The organism is Cellulomonas sp. H30R-01 (assembly GCF_010119915.1).
Lineage (GTDB): Bacteria > Actinomycetota > Actinomycetes > Actinomycetales > Cellulomonadaceae > Cellulomonas > Cellulomonas algicola.
Genome location: NZ_CP048210.1, coordinates 4,020,703 through 4,043,047 on the forward strand (window position 1 = coordinate 4,020,703; position 22,345 = coordinate 4,043,047).

At 74.5% G+C, this 22,345-nt stretch carries 12 protein-coding genes and 1 tRNA gene; 6 read left to right on the plus strand and 7 right to left on the minus strand.

Features of this window, described 5'->3' with window-relative positions:
* Positions 1-78 precede the first annotated feature (78 nt).
* On the plus strand, positions 79-444 hold the full coding sequence (locus GXP71_RS17895; protein WP_162353765.1) for a nuclear transport factor 2 family protein: 366 nt from the start codon (positions 79-81) through the stop codon (positions 442-444).
* A gap of 71 nt (positions 445-515) precedes the next feature.
* Here the strand turns inward: GXP71_RS17895 and GXP71_RS17900 are convergent.
* Positions 516-589: transfer RNA gene (locus GXP71_RS17900), tRNA-Gly, on the minus strand.
* 179 nt (positions 590-768) lie between these two features.
* Here GXP71_RS17900 and GXP71_RS17905 point away from each other — a divergent pair.
* Positions 769-1,371 carry an N-acetyltransferase gene (locus GXP71_RS17905; protein WP_162353766.1) on the plus strand — a complete coding sequence of 201 codons (603 nt, stop codon included), beginning with the start codon at positions 769-771 and terminating at the stop codon, positions 1,369-1,371.
* Positions 1,372-1,387: 16 nt separating this feature from the next.
* Here the strand turns inward: GXP71_RS17905 and GXP71_RS17910 are convergent, their stop codons facing one another.
* The 5 genes from GXP71_RS17910 to GXP71_RS17930 form a co-directional block, all read right to left on the minus strand.
* Entirely contained in the window at positions 1,388-5,545 is a 4,158-nt protein-coding gene (locus GXP71_RS17910; protein WP_162353767.1) for a S8 family serine peptidase, read from the minus strand.
* 184 nt (positions 5,546-5,729) lie between these two features.
* Positions 5,730-9,929: a S8 family serine peptidase gene (locus GXP71_RS17915; RefSeq protein ID WP_162353768.1), complete on the minus strand. Its 4,200-nt coding sequence runs from the start codon at positions 9,927-9,929 to the stop codon at positions 5,730-5,732.
* Positions 9,930-10,090: 161 nt separating this feature from the next.
* Positions 10,091-13,318 carry a S8 family serine peptidase gene (locus GXP71_RS17920; protein ID WP_162353769.1) on the minus strand — a complete coding sequence of 1,076 codons (3,228 nt, stop codon included), beginning with the start codon at positions 13,316-13,318 and terminating at the stop codon, positions 10,091-10,093.
* 444 nt (positions 13,319-13,762) lie between these two features.
* Positions 13,763-14,740 (minus strand): aldose epimerase, encoded by a 978-nt coding sequence (locus GXP71_RS17925; RefSeq protein WP_162353770.1) that lies wholly within the window; start codon positions 14,738-14,740, stop codon positions 13,763-13,765.
* A gap of 28 nt (positions 14,741-14,768) precedes the next feature.
* On the minus strand, positions 14,769-17,237 hold the full coding sequence (locus GXP71_RS17930; RefSeq protein ID WP_162353771.1) for a GH36-type glycosyl hydrolase domain-containing protein: 2,469 nt from the start codon (positions 17,235-17,237) through the stop codon (positions 14,769-14,771).
* Positions 17,238-17,498: 261 nt separating this feature from the next.
* On the opposite strand from GXP71_RS17930, the gene dcd reads away from it, so the two are divergent.
* From dcd to GXP71_RS17950, 4 genes are all read left to right on the plus strand, one after another.
* A complete protein-coding gene (dcd, locus tag GXP71_RS17935) occupies positions 17,499-18,074 on the plus strand; it encodes a dCTP deaminase (RefSeq protein WP_162353772.1) in 576 nt (191 codons plus the stop codon).
* 4 nt (positions 18,075-18,078) lie between these two features.
* Positions 18,079-19,221, plus strand: a complete 1,143-nt coding sequence (locus GXP71_RS17940) for a hypothetical protein (protein WP_162353773.1) — start codon at positions 18,079-18,081, stop codon at positions 19,219-19,221.
* Positions 19,218-19,778, plus strand: coding sequence for an NUDIX hydrolase (locus GXP71_RS17945; protein WP_162353774.1), 561 nt, complete (start codon positions 19,218-19,220; stop codon positions 19,776-19,778). Before GXP71_RS17940 ends, GXP71_RS17945 begins: the two co-directional genes overlap by 4 nt.
* Positions 19,779-19,851: 73 nt before the next feature.
* Positions 19,852-20,319 (plus strand): hypothetical protein, encoded by a 468-nt coding sequence (locus GXP71_RS17950; protein WP_124341906.1) that lies wholly within the window; start codon positions 19,852-19,854, stop codon positions 20,317-20,319.
* Positions 20,320-20,323: 4 nt separating this feature from the next.
* Here GXP71_RS17950 and GXP71_RS17955 read toward each other — a convergent pair whose 3' ends face one another.
* Positions 20,324-22,252: an ABC transporter ATP-binding protein gene (locus tag GXP71_RS17955; RefSeq protein WP_162353775.1), complete on the minus strand. Its 1,929-nt coding sequence runs from the start codon at positions 22,250-22,252 to the stop codon at positions 20,324-20,326.
* Positions 22,253-22,345: the final 93 nt, after the last annotated feature.

Below are 22,345 nucleotides of genomic sequence, written 5' to 3' on the forward strand. Positions count from 1 at the left end.
GACGGGCGCCCGCTGCCCCTCCGGCCCCGTCCGGGCCTGCCGGTGCGGAGCCGCGTGCCGGGCGCGACACTCGACCCCATGGACGTCATGACGTGGGTCGACGGGTACGAGCGGGCGTGGCGTGGCAACGACGTCGCGGGCCTCGACCAGCTCTTCACCGCCGACGTGCGCTACCTGCGGTCCGCCTACGACGACGGGCTCGACGGCCTCGAGGCCGTCCGGGAGTTCTGGACGGACGACACCCCCTTCACGATGCGCGCCGAACCCGTCGCGGTGCAGGGCGACACCGCGGTCGTCCGGGTCGAGGTGCACTACGGGGGCGACGAGCCCCACGAGTACCGGGACCTGTGGATCCTGCGGTTCGCGGGCGACGGTCGCGTCCGGCACTTCGAGGAGTGGGCGCACTGGCCGGGCATGCCGGGCTGGAACCCGGCCGCCGAGTAGCGCGCCCGCGCACACGCGACCCGGGAACGACGACGGCCGGCACCCGAGGGGTACCGGCCGAGGCGATCGCGTGGAGCGGGTGACGGGAATCGAACCCGCGCCATCAGCTTGGGAAGCTGAAGTTCTACCATTGAACTACACCCGCGTGACCGTCCGGTCGGTGACCTCTGCGCTCGTCAGGGGCTCGCGGAGCCCCGGAGACGTCGGTCGCCGTCGTCGGCCCCGACAGCATACCCGGCACGGCGTGCCCCGCGAAGTCGCGTCCGCACGGCCGCGCACCCGAACCCGCCCGGCCCCCGCGGCGCCCGTGAGAGGGTCGGGCGCATGGCAGCCGTGCTCCGCCCGTACCACCCGTCCGACCTGGCCGCGATGTACCGCATCTGCCTGCTCACGGGAGCCGCGGGCGGCGACGCGACGCACCTCTACCGCAACCCCGACCTGCTCGCGCACGTCTACGCCGGCCCGTACCCCGTCGCCGACCCGGGCCTCGCGTTCGTCGTGGTCGACGACGAGGGCGTCGTGGGCTACGTCGTCGGCACGGCCGACACCCCGGCGTTCGACGCGTGGCTCGAGACGCACTGGTGGCCGACGCTGCGCGCCCAGCACCCCGTCCGGGATGACCCGGGCGACGGCACCGAGGACCACGTGCTGGTCCGCCGCATCCACGAGTGGACCGGCAGCCCCGACGAGCTGTACGACCGGTACCCCGCCCACCTGCACATCGACCTGCTGCCGCGCGCCCAGGGGCACGGCTGGGGGCGCCGGCTCATCGAGGCGCTGGCCGACGCGCTGAGGGCCCGCGGCGTGACCGGCCTGCACCTGGGCGTCGACGCACGCAACACCGGGGCGATCGCGTTCTACGAGCGCGTCGGGTTCCGGCGCGAGCGCACGCACGACTGGGGGGCGACGCTCGTCCTCGACCTCTGACGACCACCGCCGCTCCTCAGTCGAACGTCGCGAAGTAGCCGAAGGCGTCGACCACCAGGTCTGTCCGCGACGAGTGGGAGTAGAACGTCACCTTCCGGTCGACCCCCAGGCGGAGCACCGCGAGGTTGGACTCGTCGCGCCCTGGCACCAGGTTGATCGTCGCGACGTCCGGCAGCGAGGCGGGCGACGTCGTCGGGAACGCCCGGACGTGGGTCACGTGGTCCGGGTGGACCCCGGCCACGTTCGCGACGAACGCCACCGCCCGAGGCGGGACGTCGCTCCCGGCCAGCGTGATGTCCACCGGCGTCCCGGCGGCCAGCCGGCCCGGGAAGGCCACCGCGTTCCGGGTGTCGCCGATCCGGGTCGGTGCGAGCGGCTCGAACCCGTTCGGCGCCGTCTCCGAGTAGTAGCCGGCCAGGTCCGCGACCAGGTGGGTCGACGCCTGGTCCACCCAGAACCGCACGCGGCCGCCCTCGCCGATCTTGACCGTCACGAGGTTGGCCTGGTCGCGCCCCGGGTACAGGTTGAGGTTCGACGTCGTCGGCCGGTCGACGCCGGAGCCGAGGTCGGGCGTCGGGTAGACGCTGACGAACGTCCGGCCGGTCACCGCGGTGCCCGCGACGTTCAGCACGACGGCCGACGCGTCGTCGGGCACGCCGTTCGCCCCGGCCACGTCGAGGTCGACCCAGTGGCCGCCCGTGACGGCACCGGGCCTGACACCCGTGCCGTCGCGCGTGTCGAGGACGCGTGTCGGCGTGGCGGGCGCGAACGCGGCCGCACCGCCCGGCGCGTAGTAGCCGAACAGGTCGACGACGAGGTGCGTCCTCATGCCCTCGCCCAGCAGCACCACCGACTGCTCGACTCCGAGCTGCACCGTGACGAGGTTCGGCTGGTCCACCCCGGGCACCACGTTGAGGTTGGCGACCACAGGCGGTGGCTTGTACCCGGACGGACGCGGGAAGACGCGCACGTTGCCGAGAGAGTCCTGCCGGGTGGCGGCGACGGACAGGACGACGGCTGTCGCGTCGGCGGGCACATGGGCGCTGAGGTTCAGACGCTCCCAGTTGCCCGGCCAGACGGGGCCCCCGTACTCGGGGCGGCGGGTGTCGAGGACCCGGACCGGCTCGACCGGTGTGAACCGGTCCCCGGACGCGCCCTCGGTGAACCACCGGCGGATCGGTCGGGGCAGGACCGCACCGCCAGGGTCGCGAACGCCGTCGATGACGACCTGGTACGTCCGCCCCGGCGTGAGCGCGACCGTCGGCCGCACCTGGATCGTCCCGACGCGTGGGCTGCCCGTGGTGTCGTACACGCGCGTCGCCGGGACGTCGGCACCCGTGGTCATGTCCACGAGGCGGACCGTGCCCGGTGTGACCGACGTGGCGTCGAGGGCCCGCCGGAAGAACACGAACTCCGTCCCGAACGGCTTCGCGGGGTGGTACTCGCCCGAGCTGTGCGAGACCCTGCCGCCGAAGCTGCCGAACCAGCCCGCCTCGGTCGGAGGCGCGTCGAGGTTCGACTGCGTCCGCACGGCGACGCCCGTCCACGTGAGCTCGACGACGTCGAGCAGGCCGTCGCGGTCGGCGTCGACGGTCGCGAGCGTGCACGGCTCGTGCGACGCGTCGTCGCGCGACGGGCTCACGAGCGGAGCGGCCAGAGTCCCGTCCGCCCGCTGCAGGAAGGTCAGGAGGCCGCCCGAGCTCGAGGTCAGCACGTCGGTGCGGCCGTCCCCGTCGACGTCGGCGGTGGCGATCGCCTTGGGACCTGGCCCGCCCACGGCCGGCACCTCGCGGGTCTGGACGGCACCGCCGGTGACCGAGCTGACGAGGACGGCCGGCGGGTCCGACCGCGTCCGGAGGATCTCCACGCGTCCGTCGCCGGTGACGTCGGCGACCTCGACGCCGTGCAGCCAGAGCGTCCCGGGCTCCGCCAGGGTCAGCGGAGCCGCGAACGTCCCGTCGGGGCGCTGGAGGCTCACGGCATGCGTGCCGACGGCGTCGAGCCGGCCGTCGCCGTCGACGTCCCCGAGCGCCAGCCGCACACCCAGGGACCCGGTGACGCCCGCACCCGCGGTGAAGCGCGCGGCGCCGTCGTTGACGAGGACCCGTGCGGACGTGTCGTCGCCGGCCACCAGGTCGACGTCTCCGTCGCCGTCCACGTCCCCGCCGACGAGCCGCGGCGCGGTCGTCGTGAGGACCGCGCCGAGCGTGAGACCGTCCGGACCGCCGAGCGCGAGCTGCACGCCTTCCGAGGTCGGCACCGCGACGTCGTCGTCACCGTCCGCGTCGAGGTCCGCGACGACCGGCCGCTCGACACGCGCACCGCTGCCCGGCACCGAGAGCGTCTCGGCAGCGCCGAAGCCGCCCGCGGCCGCACCGCGGAAGACGTGGACGGGCAACGTCCCCGCCACGATGTCGGCCACGTCGTCGCCGTCGACGTCACCCACCGCGACGCCGGTGGAGCCGTCGGTGCCTGCGAGCACGTCCCCCTGCGTGAACAGCGGCTGGTCCGCGGCCTCGACGTCCACCGTGTAGGGCGACGCGCTCGCCGCGCCGTTGCGCTGCGAGACGCCGACGAGCACGGGTCCGGCGTCCCGGACACGGATGCGGACGGTGGCCTCGTCGCTGTCGCCGAAGTCGTCGACGCGGCCCAGCAGGTCACCGTCGGCGTCCTGGACCTCGACGCGCGGGTCGAGGTCCCCGCCGGCGCGGACCCGGACGTCGTACCAGCCGCGCTGCACGTCGAGCTGCGTCCAGTCGAGGTCGTTCTCGGGCGACAGCGTCCGCACGTGCTGGGCGGCCAGCGAGAGCGGCGCCGGGTCGATCGTGTCGTCGTCCGAGCGCCACCGGTCGACCGCGTCACCCGGCGCACGGTCGATCGGGACGGCGAGCGCGGCGGGCCGCGCGTCCGTCGCGGTGACCGCGGACGCCGCGTCGAGCACCCCTGCCCCGTAGAACGGGTCGATGCCCTTGGGGCCGGCATCGCGGGCGGTACCGACCAGGCGGGCCTCGACCTGCGCGGGGCCGAGCCCCGTCTCGTGCGAGAGGACGAGCGCGGCGGCGCCCGCGACGGAGGGCGCCGCGAACGACGTGCCCGTCCCCGCGAGGTACGCCTGGCCCGGGCCGGGGCCGATGATCCGGTCACCGGGAGCGGCCAGCGTGACCCAGTCACCGGTGTTCGAGAACGTCGTGAGCGCGCCCGCGTCGTCCGTCGCAGTGACCGCGAGCAGACCGTCGATCTGGGGCGCGTACGCGGCCGGGTACATGGGCGACTGGTCACCGTCGTTGCCCGCGGCTGCGACGACGACCACGCCCGCGTCGACGGCGCCGCGGATCGCCGCGGCGAGGACGGGGGACGGTGCATCGCCGCCGAGCGACAGGTTCACGACGTCGGCACCGTGGCTGGTCGCCCAGGCGATGCCGGCGGCCACGGTCGAGTCGGTGGCGAACCCGTCGGCGTCGAGCACCCGCACGGGCAGGATCGAGGCGCGGTGGGCGGTCCCGACGGAGCCGATCCCGTTGTCGCCGCGCGCCGCGGCGATGCCCGCGACCATCGTGCCGTGACCCTGCGGGTCCGACGGGTCGGCGTCATGGTCGACGAGGTCCGTGCCCGGCAGCACCGCGCCCGCGAGGTCCTCGTGCGTGGCGTCCACACCGGTGTCCAGCACAGCGATCGTCACGTCCGCACCCGCCGCCGCCTCCCAGGCGCGGGGAGCGCGCACCAGATCGAGGTACGGCCACGCGAGACCGAGAGCGGGGTCGTCGGTCCAGGCGAAGGCGGTGCGCACGTGGTCGACCTGGACCTCGGCGACCCGCGGGTCGGCGGCCAGCGCGTCGGCGACCGCCTGCGGGTCCGCACCCGCGACGTCCACCGCGACGAACCCGGTGCCCGGCACGGTGGCGTCGGTCGCGGCGCCGACCTCGCCCAGCACCGACCGCTGCTGCGCGCCCGAGGTGCGAGGGGCGAAGCGGACGAGCACCTGCTCCGGGACGCGGGCGCCACCCGTCGGCGGGGCGTACGCGGTCATCCCGCTGCGGTCCGGGTCGGCCGGCAGATCGGCGCGGGGCGACCGTCCGGCGTCCTCCGGCGCGGCCACCGCGGGCAGCGGGACGGCCAGCGCGAGCAGGGTGACGCCGGCGAGCGTGGCGCGGGTCGCGAGACGGGGCGGGGCCATCGGTGGTCCGTTTCGTCGGCTGGGCGAGCCCCAGGGCCGCACCGCGACGGGTGCGGCGGTGCGGCGCACACCTTAGCGGCGCTTCGGCCACCCTGAGGAGATCCGACCGGGTGGTCGGCCGGCCGGCCGACGGGACGTCGGTCCCGGTCGTCGGGTCCGAAGCGGGACGAGGCGTTCCCCGTGGTCAGCGGTAGGTGCGGAACCAGCCGAAGACGTCCACGACCATGTCCACGTCCGCCGACCGCGCGTAGAACGTGACCCGGCCGGAGTCGCCGAGCGTCAGGATGGCCATGTTCGACTCGTCGCGGCCCGGCACCAGGTTGATGCTCGCGACGTCGGGCAGCGTGGCGGGGACGGTCGTCGGGAACGCGCGGACGTGCGTCACCGACGCGGGGTGCACACCGGCGAGGTTGGCGACGACCGCGGTCGCGTCGATCGGCACCGAGGTCGTGCCGCCGATCTTCACGTTCTGAGGCGTCGCTGCGCGCAGCTGGCCGGAGAAGCCGAGTGCCGAGCGCGAGTCGGCGACGCGCACCGGCTCGACGGGGACGAGCCCGTCGGTGCCGGTCGCGGTGTAGTAGCCGGCGAGGTCGGCGACGAGGTTGGTCGCGGACCGGTTGACCCAGAAGCGCACGCGCCCGTTCTCGCCGACCTTCACGGTGACGAGGTTCGCCTGGTCGCGGCCCGGGTAGAGGTTGAGGTTGGACGTGCTGGGACCCGACCACGGCTCCCCGAGGTCCGGCGTGGGGACCACGCTGACGAACGTCCCGCCCTGCACGCCCGTGCCGGCGACGTTGAGGACGACGGCGGTGGCGTCGTCCGGCACGCCGTGCACGCCCGCGATCTTCAGGTCGACCCAGCGGCCACCGATCACGGGTCCGGCGGGGACGCCGGTGCCGTCGCGCGTGTCGAGCACGCGGACGGGCGTCACGGGCTCGTACCCCGCCGCGCCACCGGGGCTGTAGTAGCCGAACACGTCGAGGATGAGGTCGGTCGTCGGGCCCTCCGGCATGACGGCGACGGTCTGACCGGGGCCGAGCTGCACGGTGACCAGGTTGGGCTGGTCGACGCCGGGCACGACGTTGAGGTTGGCGACCCGCGGTGCGGGGCCCGAGCCGTCGACCTGCGTCGGGAACGCCCGGACGTTGCCGAACGAGCTGTGCCGCGTCGAGGCGACGGACATGACCACGGCGGTCGCGTCGGCGGGCAGCAGCCCGGCGAACGAGACCACGAGCCGCTCGCCGGACGCGAGCTGGCCGAACGTCTCGGGCACGCCCGCGTCGCGGGTGTCGACGACGCGGAACGGGTCGACGGGGGTGTAGCGGTCGCCGCCCGCGGCGACGGTGAACGGCACCCGGACGGGGGCCGGGAGCGTGGCGCCGGCGGCGTCGTGGACGCCCGAGACGAGCAGCGAGTAGTGCTGGCCCGGCTCCAGGTCGCTCTTCGCGAGCACCGTCACGGTGCGCGTCGTCGGGTTCCAGCCGACGGTCGCGGGGACGCGCGAGCCGGTCGCGTCGAGCAGCCGGAAGTACCCGGCCTCCTCGGTCAGGTCGGCCGTGCGGAGGTCGCGCGCGAAGGTGACCTGCACGGGCGGGCGGGGCAGCATGCCCGACGTGTGCGGTGCCGGGCTGGTCGCGAGCACCCAGCCGCGGGTCGTCGTCGCCGACGGGACGGTCTGCTGCAGCGCGATGACGCCCTGCTCGGCGAGGACCGCGTCGACGCGTCCGTCCGCGTCGAGGTGCGCGAGCGCGAGCTGGCCGGGCCGGTCGTAGACGGTCTGCTCGATCGGGGACGGCAGGGGTGCGGACAGCGTGCCGTCGGTGAGCCCGCGGAGCAGGCTGACGCGCATGTCGAAGGCGTTCGACACGAGCACGTCGTCGCGCGCGTCGCCGTCGATCCTCCCGATGACGAGGTCGCCGCCCGACTCGCCGCCGGCCGGGTACTCCTTGGTCGGGGCGAAGCCGCCGCCCGCGAGCGCGGCGTCGACGCGCACCGCGCTGCCGTTGAGCCGGACGACGTCGAGCCGCCCGTCGCCCGTGACGTCGCCGACCGCCACGGCGGTGACCAGCGGGCCGCCCGCCGACGGCAGGGTGATCGGTGCGGCGAGCGTGCCGTCCACCGCCTGCGGGTGCACGGCGTGGGTCGTCACCACGTCGGGCTTGCCGTCGCCGGTCACGTCGCCCACCGCGAGGTACTGCTGCGACTGCGCCTCGGCGATCGCCGTGAACTGCCCGGTCCCGTCGTTGCGGAAGACCTGGATGCTCGGCCGGGCGGTCGACACGACGACGTCCTGGTCGCCGTCGCCGTCCCAGTCGATGGTGGCGATGTCGAAACCGCCCCATGCGGTGCCGCCGAAGGAGACGGCCGTCTGGCCGGCGACGCTGAGCGCGCCCGCCGCCTGCTTCAGCAGGACGAAGCCCGTCGTCGTCGTCGCGACCGCGTCCTTGTCGCCGTCGCGGTCGAGGTCGGCGACGGCGACGCCGTGGCCGTCGATCGCGATGCCGGGCACGGGCACGTTGACGGGCGTCGCGAGGGTGCCGGCGCCCGTCCCCGGGTAGACGTAGACGCCGCCGCGGAGCTCGACCGTGAGGGCGTCGTCCTTGCCGTCGCCGGTGAGGTCGCCCGCGGCGAGCACGCCGACGTCCCACCGCGTCGGGTCCGCCGGCGGCGTGAAGGTCGGCGTGAACGGCGCGGTCGGGCCCTGCTCGACGCGCACCTCGTAGGTGCTGTCCGTGGGTGCGGAGCCGTTCGCGTTCCACACGCCGACGCGGAGCGTGGTGCCCGCCGCGGCGACCCGTACGAACACGTCCTCCGGCTCGCCGACCTCGCCGTCGTCCGCCTGGCCGAGCACGGCCCCCGACGCGTCCTGGACCTGCACCACCGGGTCGAGGAGCGGCCCGGTGGACGGGTCGCCGGCGGACGTCTGCCCGACGTGTGCCCGGTACGTGCCCGCGGCCGGGGCGGTGACGGTGTACCAGTCGACGTCGCCCTCGGGCGACAGCGTCGCCGTGGCGGCGCCGCCCGTGAGGGTGCGTGCGGTGGCGGGGGTGTCGTCGCTCGGCCCGGGGTCGCCGGCCGCGCGGTCGAGCGCGACGCCCGTCGCGGCGCGGGGTGTCGACGCGGCGGTCACGGCGGACGCGACGTCGAGGAGTCCGGCGCCGTAGTAGGGGTCGTACCCGCGCGGGCCGGCGTCCCGGGTGGTCGACACCAGACGCTGCTCGACGTCGGCGGGCGAGAGCGCGGGCGTCCGTGCCAGCACGAGCGCGGCGGCGCCGCTGACGATCGGGGCCGAGAAGGACGTGCCGGAGCCGATGACGTACCCGCCGCCGGAGCCGGGGCCGACGACGTCGTTCCCGGGCGCCGCGATCGAGACGGTGTCACCCCAGGTCGACCAGCCGGCGAGCGCGCCCCAGTAGTCGGTCGCCGACACCGACAGCAGTCCCGCGATCTGGGGCGCGTAGGCGGCGGGGTACTGCCGCACCTCGTCGCCCTCGTTGCCTGCGGCCGCGACGACGACCACGCCGGCGCTCACCGCGGACTGGACCGCGTCGCGGAGCGCGGTGGACGCGCCCGGCCCGCCGAGGGACAGGTTGATGACGTCCGCGCCGTTCGCCACGGCCCAGGCGATCCCGGCCGCGACGCGCGAGTCGGTGCTGTTGCCCGCGGCGTCGAGGACGCGGACCGGCAGGATCGAGGCGTCGTACGCGACCCCGACGGCGCCCTTGGCGTTGTTGCCGCTGGCCGCGGCGGTGCCGGCGACGAGCGTACCGTGCCCGTTCGGGTCGGTCGGCGTCGCGTCGTTGTCGACGAAGTCCCAGCCGGGGAGCATGCGCGCGGCGAGGTCCTCGTGCGTGGAGTCCACGCCCGAGTCGAGGACCGCGACGACGACGCCCTGCCCGGTCGACGCCTCCCACGCACGGGGCTGACGCGTCAGGTCCAGGTACGGCCACGTGTAGGAGAGCAGCGGGTCGTTCGTCCAGCCGAAGCCGCGCCGTACCTGGTCGACCTGCACGTCTGCGACGTCCGGGTCCGCGGCGAGGCGCTCCACGACGGCGGCGGGGTCCTCGTCCCCGACGGGGACCGCGACGAACTTCGTCCCGGGCACGGGCTTGCCGGCACCGGTCGCGCCCGCGGCGGACAGCGTCGCGCTCTGGTCCGACCGTGACGCGCCCGGGGCGAACCGCACGAGCACCTGGTCCGGCTCGGCCTCGACGGGTGCGGGCGGCTCGTACGCCGGGAGGTCGTCCCGACCGTGCAGGACGGGGCCGGTGCTCGGGTCCGCGGCGGCCGCGGGCGCCGGAGCGCTCCAGGCGACGGCGGGCACGAGGGCGACGGCGGCGACCGCGAGCGTCAGCGCGGCGGCGGCGGGGCGTGACTTCAGCATCGTCGGTCCTGAGGTGGTCGGACGACCTCAGGCCCGCGTGCCCGCAGCGACGGCGCGCGTGACCGGACGGTCCGGATCGGCGCCAGCGTAGGCCCAGGCCAGCGACGCGACGCCACCTGATCGGGTGAAGTGTCGGGTGATCCGATCGTGCGTCCGGCGTGTCAGCGGTACGTGCGGAACCAGCCGAAGACGTCGACGACCACGTGCACGTCCGCCGACCGCGCGTAGAACGTCGACCTCCCCTCGGCACCGAGGGTCAGGACGGCCATGTTCGACTCGTCGCGGCCGGGCACGAGGTTGATGCTCGCGACGTCGGGCAGCGTCGCGGGGACGGTCGTGGGGAACGCCCGGACGTGGGTGCCGGAGGCCGGCTGGACCCCGGCCAGGTTGACGACGGCGGCGGTCGCCTGCGCGGGCACGGCGGACGTCCCGCCGATGCGGACGTCCGCGGGGACGCCCGCGCGCAGGATCCCGGCGAAGCCGAGCGCGGAGCGCGTGTCGGCGACGCGGGTGGGCGCGACGGGGACCAGGCCGTCCCGGCCCGACGGGCTGTAGTAGCCGGCGAGGTCCGCCACGAGGTGCGTCGCGGACCGGTCGACCCAGAACCGGACGCGGCCGTCCTCGCCGACCTTGACGGTGACGAGGTTGGCCTGGTCGCGGCCCGGGTACAGGTTGAGGTTGGACGTCGTCGGTCCGGTCCACGCGACGCCGAGGTCGGGGGTGGGCAGCACGGACACGAAGGTGCCCCCGCGGACGCCCGTGCCCGCGACGTTGAGCACGACGGCCGTCGCGTCGGCGGGGACGCCGTGCGCTCCCGCCGCCGCGAGGTCGACCCAGTGCCCGCCGGTGACCGGTCCGACCGGGGCGCCGGTGCCGTCCCGGGTGTCCAGCACGCGCACCGGGGTGACCGGGACGTAGCCCGACGCGCCACCCGGGCTGTAGTAGCCGAACACGTCGAGCACGAGGTCGGTGAGCGGCCCCTCCGGCATCGCGGCGATGGTCTGCCCCGGGCCGAGCTGCACGGTCGCGAGGTTCGGCTGGTCGACCCCCGGGACGACGTTGAGGTTCGCGACGCGCGGTGCGGGACCGGAGCCGTCGGCGGCGACGGGGAACACGCGCACGTTGCCGACCGCGTCGTGCCTCGTCGACGCGAGGGACACCACCACGGCGGTCGCGTCGGGCGGCAGGAGGCCGGCGAGGGACACGACCAGACGCCTGCCCGAGACGACCGGTCCGAACGTGTCGTCGGGGGCGGGCTGACGGGTGTCGACGAGGCGGAAGGGCTCCACAGCGGTGTACCGGTCGCCGCCCGCGCCCACGGTGAAGGGCACCCGCACAGGGGTGGGCAGCGTCTCGCCCGCGGTGTCGCGCACGCCCGCCACGACCAGCGAGTAGTGGTGCCCGGGCGACAGGTCGGACGTCGGCGTGACCGTCACGGTGCGGCCCGGTGCGTCCCAGCCCACGGTCGCGGAGACCGCGGCGCCGGCCTCGTCGCGCAGCCTGACGTGCGCGGCGGTGAGGTCCGACGTCCGCAGGTCACGTGCGAAGCCGACGCGCACCGTCGGCCGCGCCTCGACGCCCGAGGTGTGCGGCGCCGGGGTGGCCGACGTCCACCAGCTGCGCGTCGGGGGCGTCGTCGCCGCGTCCGAGGAGGCCCGCTCGACCGTGAGGCGGTAGCGGTAGACCGGGAGCGGTGCGGAGCCGTTCACGTTCGAGACGCCGACGCGGATGGTGCCCGCTGCGGCGACCTGGACCTGCACGCGCTCGGGCGAGCCGCCCGACTCGGCGTTCGCGGTCGCGAGGACGAGCCCGGCGGCGTCCCGCACCTCGAGCCTCGGGTCCAGGATCTGCTCGATGCCCGAGCTCGCGGGCACCGTGTACCCCGCCTCGACCTGGTAGGTGCCCGCCTGGACGTCCACCGCGTACCAGTCGACGTCGCCCTCGGGGGAGAGCGTCGCGGTCGTCGTGCCGCCCACCAGCGGCTGTGCCGTCGCCGCGGTGTCGTCGGACGGGCCGGGGTCGGCGGGGGCGCGGTCGAGCGGCACGCCCGCGGCCGCGTGCACCGTCGACGTGGCCGTCGCCGCAGCGGCGACGTCGAGCAGCCCGGCGCCGTAGTACGGGTCGTACCCGCGCGGTCCGGCGTCGCGCGCAGTCGACACGAGCCGCTGCTCGACGGCGGCGGGTGCCAGTCCCGGGGTGCCGGCGAGGACCAGGGCCGCCGCTCCGCTCACGAGCGGCGCCGCGAACGAGCTGCCCCAGCCCCACTGGTACCCACCGCCGGGACGAGGCCCGACGACGAGCGTGCCGGGGGCGGCGACGGACACGGTGTCGCCCCACGACGCCCAGCCGGTGAGCGCACCCGCGTCGTTCGTGGCGGACACCGACAGGAGCCCGTCGACGTCCGGCGCGTAGGCGGCCGGGTACTGCGGCACCTGGTCGCCCGTGTTGCCCGCGGCCGCGACGACGACCACGCCCGCGGCCACCGCGGACCGGATCGCGTCGAGCAGCACGCCGGACGGCTCGGGCGCGCCGAACGACAGGTTGACGACGTCGGCACCGTGCGCGACCGCCCAGGCGATGCCCGCCGCGGCGCGGGAGTCGGTCGTGGTGAGCAGGGTGTCGAGCACCCGGACCGGCAGGACCGACGCGTCGTAGGCGACGCCGACGCCGCCCGTGCCGTTGTCGCCCGTCGCGGCGATGCTCCCGGCGACGAGCGTGCCGTGGCCCTTCGGATCGGCCGGGTCGTCGTCGCCGTCGACGAGGTCCGTGCCGGGGAGCATCCGCGCGACGAGGTCCTCGTGCGTCGTGTCGACACCCGAGTCGAGGACGGCCACGACGACGCCCTCGCCGGTGCTCGCCTCCCAGGCGCGGGGCAGGCGGATCGCCTCCAGCGCGCCGCTCAGGTCGCGCAGCAGCGGGTCGTCGGTCCCGCCGGACGCGTGCCGGACGTGGTCGACCTCGACCGCAGCGACGCGGGGGTCGGCGGCGAGGCGTGCGGCGACGGCCTCGGTGTCCTCGTCACCGACCGGGACCGCCACGTACCGCGTGCCCGGGACGGGCACCCCCGTGCCGGTCGCACCTGCCGCAGACAGCGACGAGCCCTGGGCCGATCGCGACGCGGACGGCGCGAACCGGACGAGCACCTGGTCGGGCTCGACGGGGGCGGGGGCCGGGTGCTCGTAGGCGGGCAGGTCGGCGTGAGCACCGGGGTCCGCGGACGGGCCGGCCGGTGCTGTACCGGTCGGTGCCGTGCCGGCTGGTGCCGTGCCGGCTGGTGCCGTGCCGGCGAGGGCTGTGCCGGTCGGGGCGCTCCATGCGGCGAGCGGCGTGAGGACGACGGCGACGAGCGCGGCCGCGAGCGCGGCGGCCACGGGGCGGGGGTTCGGCAACGGTCGGTCCTGGCGCTGGTCGGGGTGGCCTCGGGGCGACGCGTCCGTTGCGACGACGTGGCCGGACGACCGTGGTCGGCGTCAGCGTAGGGGCACGTCAGGGGCGCGATCGCCGCCCGTCCGGGTGATTTGTCCGGGTCGACGCCCGACGGCGCCCCGGGGGTCGGAGGGTGGCGGTCAGACGTCCGCGGGTGGTCGGTCGGCGCGCCAGCCCTCCTGACGGTCGGCGACGTCCGCGAGGACTCGCACGAACAGCGTGTAGACCCGTTCCCCGACGGCCTCGCGGTGCCGGTCGGCGATGGCGGTGCTCGCGTCGGCCAGCGCGCGTCGTGCGTCGACGCCGCGGGGTGTGGTCCGCGAACGTCCGTGAGAGTCGGGCACCCGGGCCGGGACACGACGACGCCCGGGCGCACGATGGTGCGGCCCGGGCGTCGGAGCGTGAGGTCAGAGCGTGACGGCGATCGCGAACGTCCCCGTGCGCTCCTCACCGGGCTCGAGCACGAAGACGCCGGTACCGGGGACGCCGGCCTCGAACAGCGCGACGCCGTCGTTGACGTTCGTTGCGGGCTCGATCGCGAAGTACGCGCGACCGCGCGGCGCGTAGAACACGAGGTGCTCGTACACGGGGTCCGCGGTCAGGCTCACGGTCACGTCCGGCTGCTCGTACCGGATGGTGATCGGCTTGTCGGTGTCACGCGCGTTGTAGACGTCGTCGATGAACGCGCCGTCGAGCACGCGCGGGGCCAGGAAGTCCGCACGCGGCGTGAGCGGGCCCGACGGGCCGGTCGGCATCGGGACGCCCGGGTAGCACGCGTGCGCCGGCACCTGCACGACCGGGTGGCCGAGCGGGCGCGGAGCGACCGCGCCGACGGGTGCGAGCGACCGCTGGAAGTACGGGTGGTGGCCGAAGCCGCCCGGGAACGCCTCGGCGTCGACGTTCCGCAGCGTCGTCGTCACCTCGAACGCCCCGCCGCGCACCGCGTACGTGATCGTCGACGTGAAGTGCCACGGGAAGTTGATCCCGACGTGCTCGCGCGTGTCGATGCCGACCGTGACCGACGCCGGCGTGCGGTCGAGCACGTCCCACCGCGCGTACCGGACGGCGCCGTGGATCGCGGTGCCGTCGGCGCAGTCGCGCTGCAGCCGGTGGGTCCGGCCGCGGAACGTCAGCGCGCCGTCACGCACGCGGTTCGACCAGGGGATCATCGGGAAGCTCGCGCACTTCTCGACGACCCCGCGGCCGCCACGGCTGGTGGGACGGAGCAGGTCGCGCCAGACGCCGTCCGACGTGCGGATGCGGCCCGCACCGAGCGACGCACCGGTGCCCGGGAGGACGTCGACCTCCCAGGTGCCGTCCGCGATCGTGACGACCCGCGGGTCGTCCGTCTGCACCTCGGTGGGCGCCGCGTCGAGCAACGTCATGTCCCTGCCCCGTCCCTCGTGGCCGTGCTCAGACCGTGACCGCGACGCGGACCGTCGCCCCCGCGGGAGCGTAGGGCACGGTGTTGCCCTCGACCGGGGCACCGTCCACGGTGAGCGAACCGCGCGCACCCGGCGCCCCGGAGTTGGTGACCGTGATCTCGTACGTCGCGCCGCGGGCCACGCGGGTGACCGTGTACGAGGGGACGTCGGGGCCGATCTGCGGGTCGACGACCAGGCCGTCGTAGTCCGGCCGGACACCCAGCAGGTACTGCGACACCGCGACGAAGTTCCACGCCGCCGTGCCGGTCAGCCACGAGTTCTTCGCCTCGCCGGCGCGCGACGCCTCCTTGCCCGCGATCATCTGCGCGTACACGTACGGCTCGAGCTTGTGCGTGTCGGAGATCTCCTCGCGGTACGCCGGGGTGATCCGCTTGTAGTAGTCGAACGCCTGCGCCCCGCGTCCCACGACCGTCTCGGCGATGATCACCCAGGGGTTGTTGTGGCAGAAGATGCCGCCGTTCTCCTTGTAGCCGGGCGGGTACGTCGAGACCTCGCCGAGCTCGATCTGGTACGTCGTGTACGCCGGGAACTGGAGCACCAGGCCGTGCGGCGTGCCGAGCATGTCGTTGACCGCGTCCAGCGCCTGGATCGCCGGGGCGTCCGCGTCGTCCGGGCCGCTGCCGACGCCGATGCCCGCCATGACGGCGAAGCCCTGCGGCTCGATCCAGATCTTGCCCTCGGGCTTCGCGTCGGTGCCGACCGGGTTGCCGTAGTAGTCGTACGCCCGGAGGAACCACTGGCCGTCCCAGCCGTGCTCGAGCACCGCGGCGCGGACCTCGTCGACGTACTTGCGCGCCTCGGTCGCGACGTCGGCCAGGCCGCGACGCTCCGCGAGGTTCGCGTACTCGGCGCCGTACAGCACGAACTGCGCGGCGATGAAGACCGACTCCGCGACACCGCCCGCCTGGTTCTCGGTCGTCTGGAACGACTCGCCGGGCGTCGTCGAGAAGCAGTTGAGGTTGAGGCAGTCGTTCCAGTCGGCGCGGCCGATGAGCGGCAGGCCGTGCGGGCCGCGGTTCTGGACCGTGAACTGGAACGAGCGCGTGAGGTGCTCGAACAGCGGGACCTCGGAGCCCGGCTCGTTGTCGAACGGCACGGGCTCGTCGAGGATGCTCCAGTCGCCCGACTCCTTGATGTAGGCGGCGACGCCCGCGATGAGCCACAGCGGGTCGTCGTTGAAGCCCGAGCCGATGTCGTTGTTCCCGCGCTTCGTCAGCGGCTGGTACTGGTGGTACGCCGAGCCGTCCGCGAACTGCGTCGACGCGATGTCGATGATCCGCTCGCGCGCGCGCTCCGGGATCAGGTGGACGAAGCCCAGCAGGTCCTGGTTGGAGTCGCGGAAGCCCATGCCACGGCCGATGCCCGTCTCGAAGAACGACGCCGAGCGCGACATGTTGAACGTGACCATGCACTGGTACTGGTTCCAGATGTTGACCATCCGGTCGAGCTTCTCGTCCGTGCTCGACACCGAGTACGTCGAGAGCAGGTTCGTCCAGTAGGCGTTGAGCGCCTCGAGCGCCGCGTCGACCTGCTCGCTCGTCGCGAACCGGCCCAGCAGCGCGTGCGCGCCCGTCTTGTTGACGACCTGGTGGGCGTCGTCGGCCCACTTCTCCTCGACCGGGTTCTCCAGGTAGCCGAGGACGTAGACGAGCTCGCGGGACTCGCCCGGCGCCAGCTCGACCACGACCGAGTGCGAGCCGATCGGGTACCAGCCCGACGCGACCGAGTCCGCGGACTTCCCGGCGCGCGGGACCGCCGCCTCGCCGAGCGAGTTGTACGCGCCGACGAACGTGTCGCGGTCCGTGTCGAAGCCGTCCGCGCGGGTGTTCACGCCGAACACGGCGTAGTGGTCGCGGCGCTCGCGGTACTCCGTCTTGTGGTAGATCGCCGACCCGTGCGGGCCGTCCTGCTCGACCTCGACCTCGCCGATCGACAGGTTGCGCTGGTAGTTCGTCTGGTCGTCCTGCGCGTTCCACAGGCAGAACTCGACGAACGAGAACAGCGTCGCCGACTTCGGGGCGTCGGACGTGTTCGTGACGGTGACCTTCTGCACCTCGGCGTTCTCGCCGAGCGGGACGAAGAACAGCGTCTCGACCTCGAGGCCGTTCCGCTCGCCCGTGATCGTCGAGTACCCCAGGCCGTGCCGCGCCTCGAAGCGGTCGAGGTCCGCCTTCACCGGCAGCCACGACGGGGTCCACACGTCGCCGCCGTCGTTGACGTACAGGTAGCGGCCGCCCGCGTCGGCGGGGATGTTGTTGTAGCGGTAGCGCGTGAGTCGGCGCATCTTGGCGTCGCGGTAGAACGAGTAGCCGCCCGCCTGGTGCGAGAGCAGCGAGAAGAACTGCTCCGACCCGAGGTAGTTGATCCACGGGTAGGGGGTGTGGGGCGTCGTGATGACGTACTCGCGCGCCGCGTCGTCGAAGTGGCCGAACCGCATTGGACTTCCTCGGGTGCTCGGAGACGTCCGTGCCCGCCTCCCCGTGGATCCGCGTCGGCGCGGTCCGTCGTCGGGATGTCTGACGCGGCGTCTGATCGGTGCGAGAGCGCTCCCACGCGCCTCACGGAAGGATGATAGCCGTCACACGCGAGATCGAGAACGTCGCCCCTCCGCACGTCCGTGCAGCGCCCGCGGGCGACGCGTGTCCACCGACCCGGACGGGGTGAACCGGACGGGCGTCCGGACGACTACCGTGGGCCCGTGCTGCTCTCCGACCGTGACATCAGAGCCGAGCTCGAGTCGGGCCGCGTCGGCCTCGACCCGTACGAGCCGGCGATGCTCCAGCCGTCCAGCATCGACGTGCGGCTCGACCGGTACTTCCGGCTGTTCGACAACCACAAGTACCCCGTGATCGACCCGTCGGTCGACCAGCCGGACCTCACGCGCCTCGTCGAGGTCGAGGACGGCGAGCCGTTCGTGCTGCACCCGGGCGAGTTCGTCCTCGGCTCCACGTTCGAGCAGGTCACGCTCCCCGACGACGTCGCCGCGCGGCTCGAGGGCAAGTCGTCGCTCGGCCGCCTCGGGCTGCTCACGCACTCGACCGCAGGCTTCATCGACCCCGGCTTCTCCGGGCACGTCACGCTCGAGCTGTCGAACGTCGCGACCCTGCCGATCCTGCTGTGGCCCGGCATGAAGATCGGCCAGCTCTGCTTCTTCCGCCTGACGTCCGCCGCCGAGCAGCCTTACGGCTCCGCCGCGTACGGCTCGCGCTACCAGGGCCAGCGCGGGCCCACCGCGTCGCGGTCCTTCCAGTCGTTCCACCGGACGCAGGTCTGAGCAGATGGCCGACGCACTCCCGCGGCTGAACGTCAAGGACGCCGCGATCCGCGACCGGCACCTGCTCGGGCTGCCCGAGGGGATCGAGGTCGACGAGATCGAGGTCCTCGCGATCTCCCGGTTCGCGCAGGCGCACTGGGAGGAGTCGACGCAGGAGGTGCCGCAGCAGCGCGGCTTCGTGCGACCCGTGACCGCCGCGCTCGGCATCCGCGCGGTCTCCGCCGCACCCGCCGTGCGCGCGCTGCGCCTCGCGCGGCTGTCCGCGCTCAGCGGACCGTTCAGCGTCTCGCCCGAGGACGCCGTGGGCCTCGGGCTGCCCGCGTCGACCGCCGTCGTGTACGACCTCGACTGCCCGCGTGAGCGCGGTGAGCGGCCCTTCCCGGGCGGTGACCGCGACGGGCTCAAGCGCGCGTTCCCCGACGGGCTGCCCGTCCGCGAGGAGGAGCGCGTCGTCCAGTGGCTCGTCGCGTGCGCCCGCCGGCTCGGCGGCGCCGTGCGGGTCGGCGGGTCCGGCGTCGTGCTCACCCCCGACGTGGACGGCGCGATCGACCTCACGCTGCTGACCGACCGCTGGCTCGAGCCCGCCGAGGCCCTGGGCGTCGTGCAGACCGTCGTGCCGCGTGCGCGGCTGTCCGAGCCGACCTCCCGCTGGGACGGGCCCATGGCCGGCGTCGGGCGCGGGTCGACCAGCGGCGCCGGGGGCATCACCGAGGCGGGTGGGTCCGGTCTCCGTGCCGCGCTCGAGCAGTTCGGCGTCGACGACGAGGTCGAGCGCGCCCGCCTCATGGCGGAGGCTGCCGCGTTCGACGAGCTCATGGTCGCGTCGCCGCCGCCCGCCGAGTCCTACGGCATCCTCGTCGACCTCGGCGTCGACGGGACCATCGCGGTCGAGGCCGCCGCCGAGACCGAGCTGCCGCCGCTCCTGCGCGACCTGCCGTGGACCGCCGGCGGGGTCGTCGCGTACCGCGTGCACTGGGAGCCGCTCCTCGTCGAGGAGCTCGAGATGGAGAAGCCGTCGTTCCCGCACAAGGTCGCGCGCGGGCGCGCCGCACCGCAGGTCCAGGCCGTGACGCGCGCCCTCCACGCCGTGCTCGGGGGCGAGATCGCCGACGAGGCCGACTTCCTCGTCGACCCCGCCGACCTGTGAGCGAGCACGCCGGCTGGACCACCACCGGGAGCCGGGTCGTCTACGAGAACCCGTGGATCCGCGTGCGTGAGGACCAGGTGCTGCGCCCCGACGGCGGACCCGGCGTCTACGGGGTCGTCGAGGTGCGCAACCACTCGGTGTTCGTCGTCGCGCTCACCGACGACGACGAGGTCGTGCTCGTGTCGCAGCGCCGCTACACGACCGGCGCCGTCTCCGTCGAGGTCCCCGCGGGCGGCACCGACGGCGAGGACCCGCTGGTCGCCGCGCAGCGCGAGCTCGCGGAGGAGACCGGCCTGGCCGCACGCGAGTGGACCGCCGTCGGGCGGATGGACGCGCTCAACGGCATCGCCGACGCCCCCGAGCACGTGTTCCTCGCGCGCGGGCTGTCGCGGCTCGCCGACGACGACGGAGCCGGCCGGGTCGAGGAGGGCATCGACACCGTGCGGACCGTGCCGTTCGCCGACGTGCTGGCGCTCGTCGGCGACGGGACGATCCGCGACGGCGAGACGATCGCCGCCCTCGCGTTCGCCGGCATCCACCTGGGCCGCTTCCGCTGACCTGACGGCCGCCTCCGCCCGAGGAGGACGCGGTCGAGATGCCGGAGCGGCGTCGGGCGCGTAGACACGGCGCATGGGTGTGGTGATCCGGTCCGCCGTCCTCGGGCTCGCCGTCGGCGGGCGAGCCTCCGCAGCGATCCGTGTGCCCGTCGGCGCGGGGACGCGCGGGCGGCACGGGCCGGGACCGGCGCTGCTGCGCGGGCTCGCCGCTCTCGCGGTGCTGGGTGAGACGGCCGGGGACAAGCTGCCGTCGGCGCCGCCGCGGACCGCGTTCCCCGCCTTCACCGGCCGGCTCGTCGGGGGAGCACTGGGTGCCGTCGCCCTGTCGGTCGTCGAGCGGCGGAGTCCCGGGTCGCACGTCGTCGCCGCGCTCGTCGGGCTCGGTGCGGCGTACGCCGGGTCGTACGCGGGGACGGCCTGGCGACGGTGGGCCGCGACGGACGGTCCCGACGCGCTGCGCCCCGACTGGCGCGCGGCGGCGATCGAGGACGCGCTCGTCCAGACGGTCGCGGGCGGCCTGGTCCGCACGTCCCACCGCTGACGGGTCAGGCGGCGTCGACCGTGTCCGCGGCGAACTGGGTGCGGTAGAGGTCGGCGTACAGGCCGCCGCGGGCGACGAGCTCGGCGTGCGTGCCGTGCTCGACGACGCGACCGCGGTCGACGACGACGATCGAGTCGGCGCGGCGGACCGTCGACAGGCGGTGCGCGATGACGAGCGACGTGCGGCCCACCAGGGCCTCGTCGAGCGCGGCCTGCACGGCGGCCTCGGACTCGGAGTCGAGGTGCGCCGTGGCCTCGTCGAGCACGACGACGTCGGGCGCCTTGAGCAGCAGCCGCGCGATCGCGAGCCGCTGGCGCTCGCCCCCGGACAGGCGGTAGCCGCGGTCGCCGACGACGGTCTCGAGGCCGTCGGGCAGGCGCATGACGAGTTCCCAGACGTGCGCCTGGCGCAGGGCGCGCTCGAGCTCGGCGTCGGTCGCGTCGGGCCGGGCGAACCGCAGGTTGCCCGCGATGGTGTCGTGGAAGAGGTGGGCCTCCTGGCTCACGACCCCGACGGTCGCGCGCAGGGAGTCGAGCGTGACGTCGCGCAGGTCCGTACCGGCGATGCGGACCGAGCCGCGCGTCGGGTCGTACATGCGCGTGACGAGCTGGGAGATCGTCGTCTTGCCCGCGCCCGACGGACCGACGAGCGCGACGAGGTGCCCGGCAGGCACCGTGAACGAGACGTCGCCGAGCGTGTCCTCGGCGGTGTCGGCGCGGAGCGTCGCGACGGACTCGAGCGACGCCAGCGACACCTCGTCGGCGGTCGGGTAGCGGAAGCCGACCGCGTCGAGCTCGACGCTCGCGCCGTGCCGCGCGACGTCGCCGCGCAGGTCGCGCGCGTCCGGCGCGTCGGTGACGGTCGGCTCGAGGTCGAGGACCTCGAGGACGCGTTCGAAGCTGACGAGCGCGGTCATGACGTCGACCTGCACGTTCGACATCGCGGTGAGCGGGCCGTAGAGGCGGCCGAGGTACGACGCGAGCGCGACGACGACGCCGACGGTGAGCTCGCCCTGGATCGCCGCGAGGCCGCCGAGGCCGTAGACGATGGCGGTCGCGATCGCGGCGAGCGTCGTGAGACCGACGCGGAACCAGGTCCCGTACAGGGCGCGCTTGACGCCGATGTCGCGGACGCGGGAGGCCTGCTCGGCGTAGGCGGCGGACTCGCACTCCGGGTCGCCGAACACCTTGACGAGGTGTGCGCCGGCGACGTTGAACCGCTCCTGCATGGTCTGCGCGGCCTGCGCGTTGAGCTCGTACGACTCGTGCGTGACGGCGGCGATCCGCGGCCCGAACCAGCGGGCGGGCAGCACGAACAGCGGCAGCAGCACGAGCGACAGCAGCGTGAGCCGCCACGACATGGAGAGCATCGCGGCGAGGACGAACACGACGGTGAGCGCGTTGCTCACGACGTTCTGGAGCGTCGAGGTGAACGCCTGCTGCGCGCCGAGCACGTCACCGTTGAGCCGCTGCACGAGCGCGCCCGTGCGGGTGCGGGAGAAGAACGCGAGCGGCATGCGCTGCACGTGGTCGAACACCGCGGTGCGCAGGTCGAGGATGAGCCCTTCGCCGATGCGGGACGAGACCCAGCGGTCGGCGACGGCGAGGCCCGCCGACAGGAGCGCGAGCGCGGCGACGGCGGCGGCGATGAGGACGACGAGGCGCGTGTCGCCCTGCGTGATGCCGTCGTCGATGAGGTGCTTGAACAGCAGCGGCGGCAGCGCGCCGGCGCCGGCCTCGAGCGTGATGAGGACGAGGAAGACGGCGAGGGCGCGGCGGTGCGGCCGGGCGAAGGTGAGGATCCGGCGCAGGGTGGCGCGCGAGAGGCGTCGGCGGCTGACGGACCGGTCGCGGGCGAAGCCGCGCATCTGCGGGTTGCCGCCGCCACGGCCCATGCCGGTGGGCGCGGGGCCGGGGTGATGGGGGAGAGACATGAGGCGTCTCCCTTCGTGCGGGGGGACGTGCCGGGTGCGCACGCGATGCTGAGGTTAACTCACTATGTCGTTGGTTCACAACTGTTCGCGAGG

What these genes read in the sequence shown, in the direction of transcription:
- GXP71_RS17895 (WP_162353765.1), top strand. Translation starts at nt 79, where the DNA reads ATGGACGTCATGACGTGGGTCGACGGGTACGAGCGGGCGTGGCGTGGC.
- GXP71_RS17905 (WP_162353766.1), top strand. Translation starts at nt 769, where the DNA reads ATGGCAGCCGTGCTCCGCCCGTACCACCCGTCCGACCTGGCCGCGATG.
- GXP71_RS17910 (WP_162353767.1), bottom strand. Translation starts at nt 5,545, where the DNA reads ATGGCCCCGCCCCGTCTCGCGACCCGCGCCACGCTCGCCGGCGTCACC.
- GXP71_RS17915 (WP_162353768.1), bottom strand. Translation starts at nt 9,929, where the DNA reads ATGCTGAAGTCACGCCCCGCCGCCGCCGCGCTGACGCTCGCGGTCGCC.
- GXP71_RS17925 (WP_162353770.1), bottom strand. Translation starts at nt 14,740, where the DNA reads ATGACGTTGCTCGACGCGGCGCCCACCGAGGTGCAGACGGACGACCCG.
- GXP71_RS17930 (WP_162353771.1), bottom strand. Translation starts at nt 17,237, where the DNA reads ATGCGGTTCGGCCACTTCGACGACGCGGCGCGCGAGTACGTCATCACG.
- GXP71_RS17940 (WP_162353773.1), top strand. Translation starts at nt 18,079, where the DNA reads ATGGCCGACGCACTCCCGCGGCTGAACGTCAAGGACGCCGCGATCCGC.
- GXP71_RS17950 (WP_124341906.1), top strand. Translation starts at nt 19,852, where the DNA reads ATGGGTGTGGTGATCCGGTCCGCCGTCCTCGGGCTCGCCGTCGGCGGG.
- GXP71_RS17955 (WP_162353775.1), bottom strand. Translation starts at nt 22,252, where the DNA reads ATGTCTCTCCCCCATCACCCCGGCCCCGCGCCCACCGGCATGGGCCGT.